The organism is Agrobacterium sp. CG160-95 (assembly GCF_053521725.1).
Map to the genome: position 1 here is coordinate 289632 of NZ_JBNWDU010000007.1, position 13171 is coordinate 302802.

A 13171-nucleotide genomic window follows, 5' to 3' on the forward strand; every position below is an offset into this window, starting at 1 on the left:
TCGTTTCAACATTTTGCGGCGCTTCATTGAGCGTCTCGATTGAACCGCACTGCAATCAGATCCGCATTGACAGGGATCAACGGAACTATTCAGCCTCTCCAGGCTCTAGATCGTTACGGTGGGCACGTTGCGAAGATCGATAGGGGATTTGGAATTTCTCACTCGTGATTGACGAAGATCATCGCGGGTCTGCAATGTTTTACACACACTCTGCTCATTGAGTTGATCATCAATGGGAATGTAATGGCCCCATAAATATCCGGACACGATCTCCCACTTAACAAGTGTGCGAGGTAATGTGCCCATTATGACCAGTCACAGTCCTAAGATAGAAGTCCTGTCCGGCCCTGAGCGCCGCCGTCGCTGGTCGACGGCAGAGAAGCTCGCCATTATTCAGGAAACATATGAGCCGGACGCAACCGTGAGCATCGTTGCTCGGCGTTACGGTATCCAGCCGAACCAGTTATTCACTTGGCGTAAGCTTGCCACCCAAGGAGCTCTGACGGCAACTGCTGCCGAGGAAGATGTCGTTCCAGCATCCGAATATCGCGCCCTTCAAAACCAGGTCAAAGAACTACAGCGTCTGCTCGGCAAGAAGACGATGGAAGGCGAGATTCTCAAAGAGGCGCTTGATATCGCCACCGGCCCAAAAAAACACCTGTTGCGCTCGCTGTCATTGCCGAAGGGAAGTTCCCGATGACGGCCGTGTGCGAGACTTTTGGTGTTGCCCGGTCAAACATGGCGGAGCGGGTGAGACAGCGTCCTTCCAAAGCCCGTGGTCGGCCGCCGTTTGCGGATGATGATCTCGTCGATGAAATCAAAGCGATCATCTCCGAGATGCCAACCTATGGATACCGCCGGGTTCATGCGCTTCTACGCCGTAAAGCCCGTTGGGAAAGCCGCTCATGGCCGAACGTCAAACGCGTTTATCGGGTGATGAAGGTGCATGGCCTGCTTCTCGAACGCCATACTGGAGCCATTGATAGCCGTCGCCACGATGGTCGTGTCGCTGTCGCTCAATCGAATTTGCGTTGGTGCTCGGACGGTTTCGAAATCGGCTGCGATAACAAAGAAAAGGTCCGCGTTGCCTTTGCGCTCGACTGCTGTGATCGCGAGGCAATTGCCCATGTCGCCACTACTGAAGGCATCAAAAGCGAAGACGTTCAGGACCTTGTCATCACGGCCGTCGAAAACCGCTTCGGCCGCATCAATATCCTTCCTAAGCCCATCGAATGGCTGACTGATAATGGATCGTGCTTCATTGCGTCAGACACGAAATCGCTGCTGCTGGATATCGGGATGGAGCCTCGCACGACGCCGGTCCGCAGCCCACAGTCCAACGGAATGGCTGAAGCCTTCGTAAAGACGTTCAAGCGCGATTACGTCTCGGTCAATTCCATTCCGGACGCCAAAACCGTCATCGCCCAACTGCCATTGTGGTTCGAGCATTACAACACGCTTCACCCGCACAAAGCTTTGGGATATCGCTCACCGCGCGAGTTCTTAAACCGTCAAACAGAAATCTGATCCTGTCCGGTTTTTATGGGGCAACTCCAGGGAAGGAGCCATGTCCATGTCCGTCAAAACAATACTTTCTGTCATCGGTGCACATGATGCCGCGGCAGATATCAGTCAGGCGATCGAACTTGCCCGCGAGCTAGACAGCCATCTTTCCGTTCTGGCCCTCGGCGCGGCGCTCTCGCCTGTTACCGCCGACTATCCCGTTACAACGGTCTGGCTGGAGGAGCGGCAAAACGAAATCGACGAACTGATGAAGATCAGGAAGGAAGCGGAGGATCTTTGTAATAAAAATGGTGTCACCTACGACGTCAATCAACTTTATGAAGACCGTTTTATCCTTGAAAACAATCTCTGCATGCGGGCCATGTGTGCCGATATCGTCATCGCCGGGAATGGTATACGTAGAGATATCGAGCTTCGTAAAACGGTCATGGCGGCAACGATATTCGCCGCTCGCAGCCCGCTAGTGTTTTTGGCAGCCCAAGGCAGAACAAGCCTGAAGCCGAAAAGAGTGCTTCTGGCCTGGAATTCCCGGCCCGAGGCAGCACGCGCGGCCAAGGAGGCTTTGCCGATGCTGGTGCGTGCGGATGCGGTTCATATCGTTCTTGTTGATCCGGACGCATCCTATCTCTTCAATGGCGGAGAACCGGGTGCAGATATCGCGACCTTTCTTTCTCGCCACAATGTCAAGACCGTCATCGAACAACTGGCGAGTGCTGACAGAAGTACCGAAGCAGTTATACAGCAGCGCGCACGTGAGATCGGTTGCGACGTCATCGTCATGGGGGCATATGGCCATTCACGACTGCGGGAGCGGATTTTCGGGGGCGTCACGGCATCGATATTGGAAGAGTGCCACTTGCCGGTCTTTTTCGCCCGATAGAACTATCGTATCTGCCGGAGAGTTGCGCTTTCAGGTAATACTATAAAGCGACTACGGGCGGCCTTGCTCGGGTTAACCAGCTTTTTATTCGAAGGGCGCGCAACGCATTAAGGACGACCGCAACGTCAATCGCTTCCTGAACAAGCGCGCCCTCGACTGGTCTGAGATACCCGAACGATGCAACGATCATGGCGACTACGGATAGTCCGATTCCGGCCACGACGCTCTGCATCGCTATGCGCCGGCATTCCCTGGCGATCCTTACGCCGTCACCGATGGGTTCCAGCCGTTCGGCAAGCAGAACCGCATCGGCTGCTTCCACTGCGGCTGCCGAGCCATGGAGGCCCATGGCCAGTCCGATATCCGCCGCAGCGAGTGCCGGCGCATCGTTTACCCCGTCGCCAACCATCATGGTAGGCGCTTGGCGGACTTCCTTTTGCACCAGTTCGATCTTTTGCAGTGGCGTAAGTTCGGCCCGGATTTCATCGAGGGGTAAATCCTTGGCTACGCTGCGCGCCACATCGGCACGATCGCCGGTCGCAAGAATCATTCGGTTCACCCCGAGCCGCTTAAGTTCGACCAGGGCTTCTCCAGCGCCCTCGCGTAGCGCGTCGCTAAAAAGCAGTGTGCCGGCAAATTTTCCATCGACAGCAATCGCGGCGGTCATCACTTCGGACTGACCGAGAGTTGGCACATCGGCTACCTTCGAAGCAATATAGTTCAGCCCTCCTATGGAAACCTGCGTGCATCCAATCGTACCTGAAATCCCTTCGCCCGGTTTTTCCGACACGTGCGTGGGCGGCGTCAATGCAAGGCCGCGGTCAAGGGCGACCGCAACCACCGCGCGCGCCGCCGCATGGTTGGAGCCCTGATCGAGAGAGGCAGTCAGCCGGAGCAGATCGTTTTCATCCGCTAATGCATTAATGACTGCAAGATGCGGCCGACCGTCGGTCAGAGTTCCAGTCTTGTCAAGAATGAGTGTTCGCACTTGCCCAAGCTTTTCAAGAATATCGGCCCCTTTTACGATGAGCCCAACACTCGCTGAGCGCGACATGCCTGCCGTCCAGGCAATAGGTACGGCCAGGATGAGAGGGCATGGGGTCGCCACGACCAGCACGGCGACCGCACGAACCGGATCACCAGTCAGCAGCCATGCAAGACCCGCTATCGAAAGCGTCGTCAGGAGAAAGGCAAGGGCGTAGCGGTCAGCCAGACGCGACATATGTGCCTTGCTGTTGTGAGCAGCCTCGACCAGCCGGATGATTCCGGCGTAGGTGCTTTCGCTTGCCGGTTTGGTGACAATCATTTCGAATAGGTTGCCGGCATTGGTAGACCCGCTCATGACAGGCTGTCCGCGTTTTCTGTTGACGGGTAATGCTTCGCCGGTGAGTGCCGCCTCGTCCAGGACGGCATCTTCTGCAAGCGTGCCGTCAGCAGGCACAATGTCACCCTGTCGCACCACAAGCCGATCGCCGGTTTCGACCGCCTCGATGGTGATTTCATCCAGATTTTCGCCCCGACGCCGTGTTGCCAATCGCGGTGCCCGCTGGAGAAGCGCAGTCATGTCCCGCCGCGCACGACCTTCGGCAACGCTTTCCAGATATTGGCCGCCGGAATACATCAGAGCGACGACGGCGGCAGCCAGATGTTCGCCGAAAATCAATGCCGAGCTCATTGATAACAGCGCGATCGTATCGAGTCCGAATTCCTTTCGCCGAAGGCTGACGATAATCTGTCCCATAAGCGCAAGGATCACAAGAATGGTCGTAGCTGTCAGCGCGGTATCGTAGACAACATTGAAACCACCAAGCATCCCGACGAGGGCAGTTGCAAGTCCCCCGAGCGAGGTGACGACTAGCGCTGGACGTAGTCGCTTCAATATATCGGCAAGGGAGTGATTGCGCATTATGGCCCTTCACGATGGATGTCACGGAATTGTCTATGATACCGACTGTCGCGCGGGCGGCGTTGTCTTGCCCGCAACCTCAGCCTTGCCAGGTCCAGTTGCGGATTTCTGGCATGTCTTCGCCATATTCCCGGACGTAACGTGTATGTTCCGCAAGTTTTGCCTCGAGCATTCCCACAACGCCTGCAGCCTTATTCCTGAGGCCTGGCACACGATCGATTGCCGAAAGGGCGAGGTGGAACCGGTCGAGTTCGTTCAGAACCGTCATATCGAAGGGCGTCGTGGTTGTCCCCTCTTCGATGAAACCGCGGACATGGATATTTTGGTGGTTGGTACGCTTGTACGTGAGCCGATGGATCAGATATGGATAGCCGTGATAGGCGAAGATGACCGGCCGATCTGTGGTGAAAAGGCGGTCAAATTCCTCATCCGACAGCCCGTGCGGGTGTTGTTCCTGCGATTGAAGCGTCATCAGGTCAACGACATTTACGACGCGGATCTTCAGTTCGGGTATCGCCTGTCGTAGCAGGGTCACGGCGGCCAGCGTTTCCATCGTCGGCACGTCGCCGGCGCAGGCCATCACGACGTCGGGTGCTATGACACCATCCTCATTACCAGCCCAGTCCCATATGCCGATACCGGCCTCGCAATGCTTCACCGCCTCATCGATGGTCAGCCATTGTGGTTCCGGCTGCTTGCCGGCTACGATGACGTTGATGCGGTTCCATGTCCTCAGACAATGGTCGCCGACCCAGAGCAGGGTGTTGGCGTCCGGCGGCAAATAGATGCGGACGATATCGGCTTTCTTGTTGGCGACGAGGTCGATGAAGCCAGGGTCCTGATGGGAAAAGCCATTGTGGTCCTGCCGCCAGACATGCGAGGTGAGCAGATAGTTTAGAGAGGAGACCGGCTTGCGCCAAGGCAGTTCACGAGCGACCTTCAGCCACTTGGCATGCTGGTTGAACATTGAATCGACAATGTGGATAAAGGCTTCGTAACAGGAAAAGAAGCCATGCCGGCCGGTGAGGAGATAACCTTCCAGCCAGCCCTGGCACAGATGTTCGGAAAGCACCTCCATCACCCGTCCGTCGCGTGACAGGTGGACATCGTAAGGCTTGATTTCCTGCATCCAGACCCGGCTTGTGGCGTCGAAGACCGCTCCGAGGCGGTTCGATTCCGTTTCATCCGGTCCGAAGATGCGGAAGTTGGCGTCAGTACGGTTAAGCTTGAGAATATCGCGCAGATATCTGCCGAGGATTTCTGTCGTCTGGATCATAAGCGCGCCACGTTTTTCCACCGGGATCGCATAATCGCGGATATCCGGTACGCGAAGCTCTTTGCGCAAAATGCCACCATTTGCATGCGGATTGGCACCCATGCGCCGTGTGCCGACCGGAGAAAGGGCGCGCAGCTCCTCTTTCAGCCGGCCGTTCGCGTCGAAAAGATCATCGGGATGGTAACTGCGCATCCAATCTTCGAGGATCCTGCGGTGGCCTTCATTCTCGCGGCAATTGGCGACCGGCACCTGATGGGCACGCCAGAAGTCTTCGACCTTCTTTCCGTCTACTTCCTTGGGTCCTGTCCAGCCCTTGGGACTGCGCAATAAGATCATCGGCCAGCGCGGCAGGCCATCCAGTCCCCCGCCACGGGCATCAGCCTGAATGGCGCGGATGCGGTCGATGGCCTGATCGAGAGCGGCCGCCATTTGCCGGTGCATCTTTTCCGGTTCATGTCCTTCGACAAAGAATGGCTCATAGCCGTAACCCCGGAAGAGATGGTCGAGTTCCGTATCGCTCATGCGGGCGAGCAGGGTTGGACTGGCGATCTTGTAGCCGTTAAGATGCAGAATGGGCAGCACCGCCCCGTCGCGCGAGGGGTTCAGGAATTTGCTGGAATGCCAGCTTGCCGCGAGCGCTCCGGTCTCGGCCTCTCCATCCCCCACAACACAGGTGACGATCAGCTCCGGATTGTCAAAGGCCGCGCCATAGGCATGCACCAGAGCATAACCGAGCTCGCCGCCCTCGTGAATGGAGCCGGGTGTTTCCGGAGCGGCATGGCTTGGTATGCCGCCTGGAAACGAGAACTGCCTGAAAAGTTTCCTCATGCCCGCAGCGTCCTCGGAAATCTGCGGGTAGATTTCGCTGTAGCTTCCTTCGAGATAGGTGCTCGCCACCATTCCAGGACCGCCGTGGCCGGGACCGCAGACATAGATCATGTCGAGATTGCGGTTGCGGATTTGACGGTTGAGATGGGTGTAAATGAAATTGAGGCCAGGTGTCGTACCCCAATGGCCAAGCAGGCGCGGTTTGATGTGCTCTGCCCGCAGCGGTTCGCGCAGGAGCGGATTGTCCAGCAGATATATCTGGCCGATGGAGAGGTAATTGGCGGCGCGCCAGTAGCGATCCACAAGCGCGAGTTCCTGAGAGGTGATCTCGCTCGCTGTCATCGAAATATTTGTGGGCTGCATAGTACGGCTCCTTGGAATTCGGTTCAGTTTGCGAAGTACGGACGAGGCGTCATCCGCCCGGCTGGAAAATGGAGAAGCACTCCTCAGCGATCATCTGCTCCTCGTCTGTGGGGATGACATGCATGGCAATCCGGCTTGCCTTTGAGCTGATCGTCAGCGCGTTGCGCTGATTGGCGTGCCCGTCAAGCTCGGCACCCAGCCAAAGCAGGCGGCTTGCGATCCCGGCGCGGATATCCGGCTGGTTTTCACCTATGCCGGCCGTGAAGACCAGCCCGTCCAGCCCGCCGAGGGTTGCAGTCAGACGGCCGATCTCACCGGCGACCCTGAGTATGAGAAGCTCGATCGCTTCGCGGGCTTGCCTGCCATTGTCCTTGAGAAGCTCACGGGTGTCGCCGCTAAGGCCCGAAACGCCGAGAAGACCGGATCTGTGGTAAAGTATGTCTTCCAGCTCCACTCGCGTTTTCCCGAGCGACCCGAGTAAGTACAGCAGCACCCCCGGATCAATCGCACCGGGACGCGTCGCCATGGGAATGCCGTCTAGGGTGGAAAAGCCCATACTCGTATCACAGCTTTTGCCGTCCTTGATGGCGCAAAGACTTGCGCCGCTGCCGAGATGGGCGATGATTACCTTTCCGTCGGCGATCTCGGGCGCCCTTTCGGTCAGAGCTCGGGCCACGTAACGAAAGGAAAGCCCGTGAAAGCCGTAGCGCTTTATGCCTTGGTCGTGAAAGATACGGGGAATGGCGAAGCGTCGGACGAGGTCGGTCTGCGTTGAATGAAAAGTCGTGTCGAAGGAGGCCGTCTGCATGAGTTTCGGTCGCAGGTGCGTCACTGCCCGGACCAGTCGCAACGCCTGCGGCTGATGCAGCGGCGCCATGTCCACGAGTGAGCGCATCCGTTCCATGGTTTGATCGTTGATCCGTACCGGACCGTCGAATATGTCGCCACCATGCACCACGCGGTGACCGGCAGCCGTGACGCTGTCGAGATCGAAATGGGCTGCCAGCGCGCAAAACACCTCATCCATCAGTGCGGCAAGGTCTTCCTCAGCATCGCTTTTCAAGGGTAGATCAAGCCGGGTCGGTCCCTCCGCCAGATGCAGCGTCAACGGCCGATCGGAAAAATCAACCACTGCCTTGCCGATGCGTTTCGGTGTTTGCCGGTCGAGCCTGAAAATACCGATCTTCACCGTTGAGGAACCAGCATTAAAGGTCAGGAGGAGTGTCTCATGCATGCGAACTCTCCGTTTGCGGCGGGCATATCGCCAGTGCTGGCGGCCATTGCGTTTCCGTAGTGGCGTGATGCTCCCTCCTGGAGCCTCTTTCATCCTTCAGCTTCTCTAACCTATCGGCGATCTTTCGCCCCTTTGCCTTGACATAGCGCAATCTCCTGTCGTTTCCCGAGTGGTTGTCGCCAGCAAATTCATGCGTTGGTCGACCGCTGTTGATCGCTGTCAATGTGAAAATCCCCCGGAACCGGAAGATCGGAAAGATCATTCGGGAGATTAGAAATGTCAGGAGATTACGAGGTCGGTTTGCTCACCGTTTCCAATGTTGTTCGCGCCTATGCCGTCATCCAGCATCTTTTCTCGTCGGTTTCCTTTAAGGAGTGGCAGGCTGCCACACATACTGATCATAAACGGCGCGATTGGCTCACCGTAACCGATAGCGCGGGAGTGATCCGCGGTGTCTGCTATGTATTCGTCACCGGCTACCCGCAATCGCCGCAAATGGAGGTTCCGGTCTTTGCCTCCTTCAGCCTGTTTGACGAAAAGGGTGTTGCGCGGCTGCTGTTCGAAAAGATCAAACAACAAGCCAGAGAGCTGAAATGTCAGCGTATTCATTTCTGGCCTGCCGGCCCGAAAGGCTGGTCGATCGTCGTAAACCCCCACGATCGACACGCACCCGCCACCGGGCTGGTCTATGATCTTCGTACCGTTGAAGGTGACGGCTCTTCAATCGATGCGACAAAGACATAACCGACGCCGCGAACAGACTTGATGATGTTTGGATGCTTGCTGTCGGTTTCGATTTTTCGGCGCAGACGTGCGACCTGCGCGTCGATGGACCGGTCGAATGCATCCAGACGGCGCGATCGCGTTTCCTCCATTAGAAAATCACGTGTCAAAACCCGACCTGGATGCCTGGTAAACGTCACAAGCATATCAAATTCACCGGTCGTCAGCTCAATCTTGGACCCTCCGCACGAAAGAAGCTGGCGGCGAGACAGGTCGAGTGACAAGCCGTCGAAGCAAAGCATTTCATGTGGGCGCGGCCGATTGACCGGCAGACGGCGGCGCAGGATCGACTTCAGCCTCGCATGTACCTCGCGAAGATGAAACGGTTTGGCAATATAGTCGTCAGCACCGATCTCAATGCCCACGATGCGATCCACTACGTCGTCACGGCCGGTCAGCATGATGATAGGCACATCCGAATCCATCCGGACTTCTCGGGCGAGATCAAGACCATCCTGAGCACCCGGGAGGGTGAGATCAAGGAGGATCGCGTCGATTTCATTGCGTCTGAGATGTGATCTCATCTGGACACCGTCCGCCGCGGCGCTGACGTGATATCCCTCTCCTTCAAAAAAACGCGTGAGCATCTGTCGCACCCTTACGTCGTCATCGACAATGAGCAAGTGACCCTGGTTCGCTGCCATTCTCTTGACCTCGCGTTACAATTTGTCACGAACTGAAGCCGTTCGTCACAGTCCAGGCATCATTCAGTTATCTTGCCGGGCTTAACTCCATCAGGAAGCAGATGGAGAACAAGATGTACAGCACCGGCGAATATCGCGCTTTAACTCATCAAATTTCGGCACCCGCACACGATATTTATTGTCTGCGGGACATTTTTCGCAATCAGCCTGCCGAGCATTTGAAGGTCGGACGCTCGCTGTTCCTTGAAGGGGACGAAGCTGCACATATTTTCGAAGTAAGTGATGGCGTATTGCGGATGTTCAAAATTATAGCAGATGGCCGCCGTATCATCACCGGTTTTCTCTATGCAGGCAATGTTCTCGGCGTATCGTTCGGCAAGCGCTACGTTTACAGCGCAGAAGCGGTGTCCCCTGTAACGCTGCGCCGGGTTACGCGCAGGCATTTCGAGGAAGCCGTCGGCGACAATGACAGACTGCGACCCGAAATGTTTGCGCTTGTTTCGGACGAAATGGCTGTCGCCCAAGACCAGATGGTGCTGCTGTCAAGCAAAAGCGCCGAGGAGAGAATGTGCACGTTTCTTCTGAAGTTTCTCCAGCGTAAAGCACAGCAGGGGGAGTGGGAAAAAACGATCGAACTCCCCATGTGTCGTCAGGACATTGCCGATTACCTCGGGCTCACGATCGAAACCGTTTCGCGGACCCTTACAAAGCTCATCAAAAGGGGCGTCCTTCGGATCGAAAATGCCGGGGCGCGTCAGGCAATAATAGTCGAGAAGCCGCTTCTGCTTGCACAATTGGCGGGTGACAGCGATGATTACTCCGACGTGCGGCAGCAACTGGTCGTTCAAGGTGGACGGCACCGCCACTAGCAAGCGTCGCTCGACGGGACAACGATGCCTGAAATTTTGCCTATCGAAGAGCAGGGCAAGCTGCAGCTTGAGGTCCTCATTACTCTCCTGGATGGTGCAAGCATCGTCATTCACGGAATGGACGGCAGGATCAAGGGCTGGACCGCGGGTAGTGAACATCTTTATGGCTGGAGTAAAAACGAGGCGCTTGGAAAAATTGTCCACCAGCTTCTCTCCACCCAGTTCCCGATGCCGCTTTCGGAGCTCAGACGGCGTGTTTCCCGACAGGGATCATGGAGTGGCGAAGTCGTTCATTACCATAAGGACGGTCACAAGCTCCTGATCGCGACGAGATGGGTATTCGTAGAGTTTGGTGGCGAGCAGCCACCGGTCATTGTGCAGACCAACAATGATGTGACGGACTTGAAGAGAATGCAGGACGAACTGGCCCGGCGCGAGGCGCACCTTCTTTCCATTTTGGAAACTGTTCCCGACGCGATGGTTGTCATCGACGAAGGAGGTATCATTTCGTCCTTCAGCGCTGCGGCTGAGCGGCTCTTCGGCTATGATACAAATGAGGTTGTCGGCCACAATGTCAGGATGCTGATGCCGGACCCTGACCGGGCAGCGCATGACGGATATATCGCACGCTATTTGTCGACCGGGGAAAGACGCGTCATCGGCTATGGACGTGTAGTGACCGGACAAAGAAAGGATGGCTCGCGTTTTCCCATGGAGCTTTCAGTGGGGGAGGCAATCGCCAACGGCGATCGTATTTTTACGGGCTTTATACGCGATCTGACCAGCCGACAGAAAATCGAGGAGGAATTGCGCCAGGCGCAAAAAATGGAAGCGGTCGGTCAACTGACGGGCGGCCTGGCACATGACTTTAACAACCTTCTCACCGTCATAAGCGGTAACCTCGAAATGGCTGAAAGCAGGCTCACCGACAAGACTATCCGGCATTTCCTTCGGGAAGCGCAGGGTGCTGCTGAAGACGGTGCAAGACTGACGAGCCAGCTTCTGGCCTTTGGCCGTCGGCAGCCGCTCAACCCGCAACAGTCTGACATTGCCGAACTCATAGGCGCGTTTTCCGATTTGATGCGAAGAACACTTGGTGAGGCGATCGAATTCAAAACGATTATAGCGGGTTCAGAGACCGAGGCTCTGGTGGACAGTTCGCAGCTACAGAGCGCTCTTTTAAACCTCGCTATCAATGCGCGCGATGCCATGCCAAAGGGTGGAATGCTGATAATAGAGGTTGCGCGCGTCAAACTTGATATAGACTATGCAGAGATGTACCCAAGTATAAAACCTGGCAACTACGTGCAGATATCCGTCACAGATACGGGAGCGGGTATGACGCCGGAGGTTAAACAGAAGGCATTCGAACCTTTTTTTACCACCAAGGAAGTTGGAGCCGGCACAGGTTTGGGATTGAGCATGGTTTATGGCTTCGCCAAACAGTCGGGTGGCAACGTTCAGATTTACAGCGAGGCGGGGCAGGGGACGACTGTCCGGATCTTTCTTCCAGCAGCTCTGGATAACGCCAATCCGCCGGAGAACGATATCACGGACTTCCCAGCCACAATTGAATCCGGGGGCAGAGAGAGGATTCTCGTCGTGGAGGACGATGCTCGAGTCCGACGCGTCGCGGTCATGAGGCTCGCCGCTCTGGGCTACGGCGTTGTGGAAGCGGCCAACGGTGTTGAGGCGCTCGAGCTGCTTGAGCATCATTCCGATATTGCACTTCTTTTTTCCGACATCGTGATGCCAGGTGGCATGGCGGGCGACGAGCTTGCGGAACTTGCCCGTGCTTTGCGGCCGGACATCAAGGTCTTGTTTACGTCGGGTTATGCGGAGCCGGCCATTGCCGGGCGACATTTGGCCGCGAAGGGAAGCTGGCTTAAAAAACCCTACACTGCCCGCGAACTGGCAGTGAGCCTGCGCGAACTCCTGGATCAGGATGAGGATCGGTTCTGAAAAGGCGGGGGACCGAAGCGTTAAGCCGCTTCATTCGTTTCCAAGGTTGGACGGTGCGGCTTCGGTAATGGTCACTGATCACCCTTCGATAGGGCTGAGCCGTTGCAAAAGATCCGTGCAGCAAGTTCTTCGCTACCTTCCAGCTTTTCTCGAAAGCCCTTTACCATGAGCTCATTTCCAATCAAGCGGTGCTGCTCGAGCAGGTCGCTTAATATTTTCTGTCGAGCTTCTGAAGAAATCTCCAGATCGCACGTAATACTCATTTGTGCCTCTAGCTTTTCGAGCTTCTTGATGAGCTTGCCGAAGGCTCTGGACATAAAAAGTTATCCCATTTTTCAAGATGTTTCTAAAATAGTGAAATTGATCAAAGGAACACATTGATGCGGATCAATGGCTGACATGAGAGAAGAGCATTTGGTATGGCTCTCATTCGCAAACCGTCTCCGCCCATTTGGTTCCGCCTCTTCTGCATCGAGGATGTCGCGCAGCTATTTGGCATCTACCCTGGAAAAGCTAACCCAAGGGCACCATGCCTGCGCTTTAGGGCAGGGGATCACCCTCCTTCTTGCAAATGAGCCATGAACACCTCGGCCGGCGTCCTGCATCCAAGGGATTTGCGCGGTTGATCTGATATCCAAGCTAACGCCATCTCGTTGACCGGAACCTTTGCCGTCACCAGATGATGAAGACGGCGGCGATCGGCAAGGGTGATCTGCGTATAGCATCGGGACATGCTAAGATCTCCAAAGTGAAGCCATTGAAATCATTGGCATGTCGCACTTGAAAATAGAATGTACCCCGCTACATACGATGTGGCGGCAAGGTTGAAATGTCGCGAATCGTGCAAAGTTAAAATGTCATCTGTCGCTCTGCCAGCCAGTTAGAAATGCGACACTGGCTCA

The 13171-nt window shown here is 55.9% G+C and carries 10 protein-coding genes; 5 read left to right on the forward strand and 5 right to left on the reverse strand.

What is annotated here, in order from left to right:
- Positions 1-307: 307 nt before the first annotated feature.
- A protein-coding gene (locus tag ACQZ63_RS22780; RefSeq protein WP_086558194.1) for an IS3-like element IS1312 family transposase occupies positions 308-1527 on the forward strand; the annotation gives its coding sequence in 2 pieces (ribosomal slippage) (positions 308-650 and positions 650-1527; 1221 coding nt in all).
- 46 nt (positions 1528-1573) lie between these two features.
- Positions 1574-2404, forward strand: a complete 831-nt coding sequence (locus ACQZ63_RS22785; RefSeq protein ID WP_236776516.1) for a universal stress protein — start codon at positions 1574-1576, stop codon at positions 2402-2404.
- Positions 2405-2444: 40 nt separating this feature from the next.
- Here ACQZ63_RS22785 and ACQZ63_RS22790 read toward each other — a convergent pair whose 3' ends face one another.
- From ACQZ63_RS22790 to ACQZ63_RS22800, 3 genes are all read right to left on the reverse strand, one after another.
- Positions 2445-4217 (reverse strand): heavy metal translocating P-type ATPase, encoded by a 1773-nt coding sequence (locus ACQZ63_RS22790; RefSeq protein ID WP_112179139.1) that lies wholly within the window; start codon positions 4215-4217, stop codon positions 2445-2447.
- Positions 4218-4389: 172 nt separating this feature from the next.
- On the reverse strand, positions 4390-6777 hold the full coding sequence (locus ACQZ63_RS22795) for a phosphoketolase family protein (RefSeq protein ID WP_112179142.1): 2388 nt from the start codon (positions 6775-6777) through the stop codon (positions 4390-4392).
- A 49-nt stretch (positions 6778-6826) separates the two neighbouring features.
- Positions 6827-8011: an acetate/propionate family kinase gene (locus ACQZ63_RS22800; protein WP_112179144.1), complete on the reverse strand. Its 1185-nt coding sequence runs from the start codon at positions 8009-8011 to the stop codon at positions 6827-6829.
- Between the two features lie 300 nt (positions 8012-8311).
- On the opposite strand from ACQZ63_RS22800, the gene ACQZ63_RS22805 reads away from it, so the two are divergent.
- Entirely contained in the window at positions 8312-8755 is a 444-nt protein-coding gene (locus tag ACQZ63_RS22805) for a hypothetical protein (protein WP_162633016.1), read from the forward strand.
- Here the strand turns inward: ACQZ63_RS22805 and ACQZ63_RS22810 are convergent.
- Positions 8698-9438 carry a response regulator gene (locus ACQZ63_RS22810; protein ID WP_076846208.1) on the reverse strand — a complete coding sequence of 247 codons (741 nt, stop codon included), beginning with the start codon at positions 9436-9438 and terminating at the stop codon, positions 8698-8700. The genes ACQZ63_RS22805 and ACQZ63_RS22810 overlap by 58 nt on opposite strands.
- A gap of 101 nt (positions 9439-9539) precedes the next feature.
- Here ACQZ63_RS22810 and ACQZ63_RS22815 point away from each other — a divergent pair, with 101 nt between their 5' ends.
- Together ACQZ63_RS22815 and ACQZ63_RS22820 are read left to right on the forward strand one after the other, a co-directional pair.
- The gene (locus ACQZ63_RS22815; RefSeq protein ID WP_448799403.1) at positions 9540-10307 is read left to right on the forward strand and encodes a helix-turn-helix domain-containing protein; all 768 of its coding nucleotides are present in this window, start codon (positions 9540-9542) and stop codon (positions 10305-10307) included.
- Between the two features lie 24 nt (positions 10308-10331).
- Complete coding sequence (locus ACQZ63_RS22820) at positions 10332-12269, forward strand: hybrid sensor histidine kinase/response regulator (protein WP_112179149.1); 1938 nt, start codon at positions 10332-10334, stop codon at positions 12267-12269.
- 71 nt (positions 12270-12340) lie between these two features.
- On the opposite strand, the gene ACQZ63_RS22825 is transcribed toward ACQZ63_RS22820, so the two are convergent.
- Complete coding sequence (locus ACQZ63_RS22825; RefSeq protein WP_112179151.1) at positions 12341-12586, reverse strand: hypothetical protein; 246 nt, start codon at positions 12584-12586, stop codon at positions 12341-12343.
- Between the last annotated feature and the right edge of the window lie 585 nt (positions 12587-13171).

Coding starts and splice junctions, on each gene's coding strand:
- ACQZ63_RS22785 (WP_236776516.1), top strand. CDS start 1,574: ATGTCCGTCAAAACAATACTTTCTGTCATCGGTGCACATGATGCCGCG.
- ACQZ63_RS22790 (WP_112179139.1), bottom strand. CDS start 4,217: ATGCTTGGTGGTTTCAATGTTGTCTACGATACCGCGCTGACAGCTACG.
- ACQZ63_RS22795 (WP_112179142.1), bottom strand. CDS start 6,777: ATGCAGCCCACAAATATTTCGATGACAGCGAGCGAGATCACCTCTCAG.
- ACQZ63_RS22800 (WP_112179144.1), bottom strand. CDS start 8,011: ATGCATGAGACACTCCTCCTGACCTTTAATGCTGGTTCCTCAACGGTG.
- ACQZ63_RS22810 (WP_076846208.1), bottom strand. CDS start 9,438: ATGGCAGCGAACCAGGGTCACTTGCTCATTGTCGATGACGACGTAAGG.
- ACQZ63_RS22815 (WP_448799403.1), top strand. CDS start 9,540: ATGGAGAACAAGATGTACAGCACCGGCGAATATCGCGCTTTAACTCAT.
- ACQZ63_RS22820 (WP_112179149.1), top strand. CDS start 10,332: ATGCCTGAAATTTTGCCTATCGAAGAGCAGGGCAAGCTGCAGCTTGAG.
- ACQZ63_RS22825 (WP_112179151.1), bottom strand. CDS start 12,586: ATGTCCAGAGCCTTCGGCAAGCTCATCAAGAAGCTCGAAAAGCTAGAG.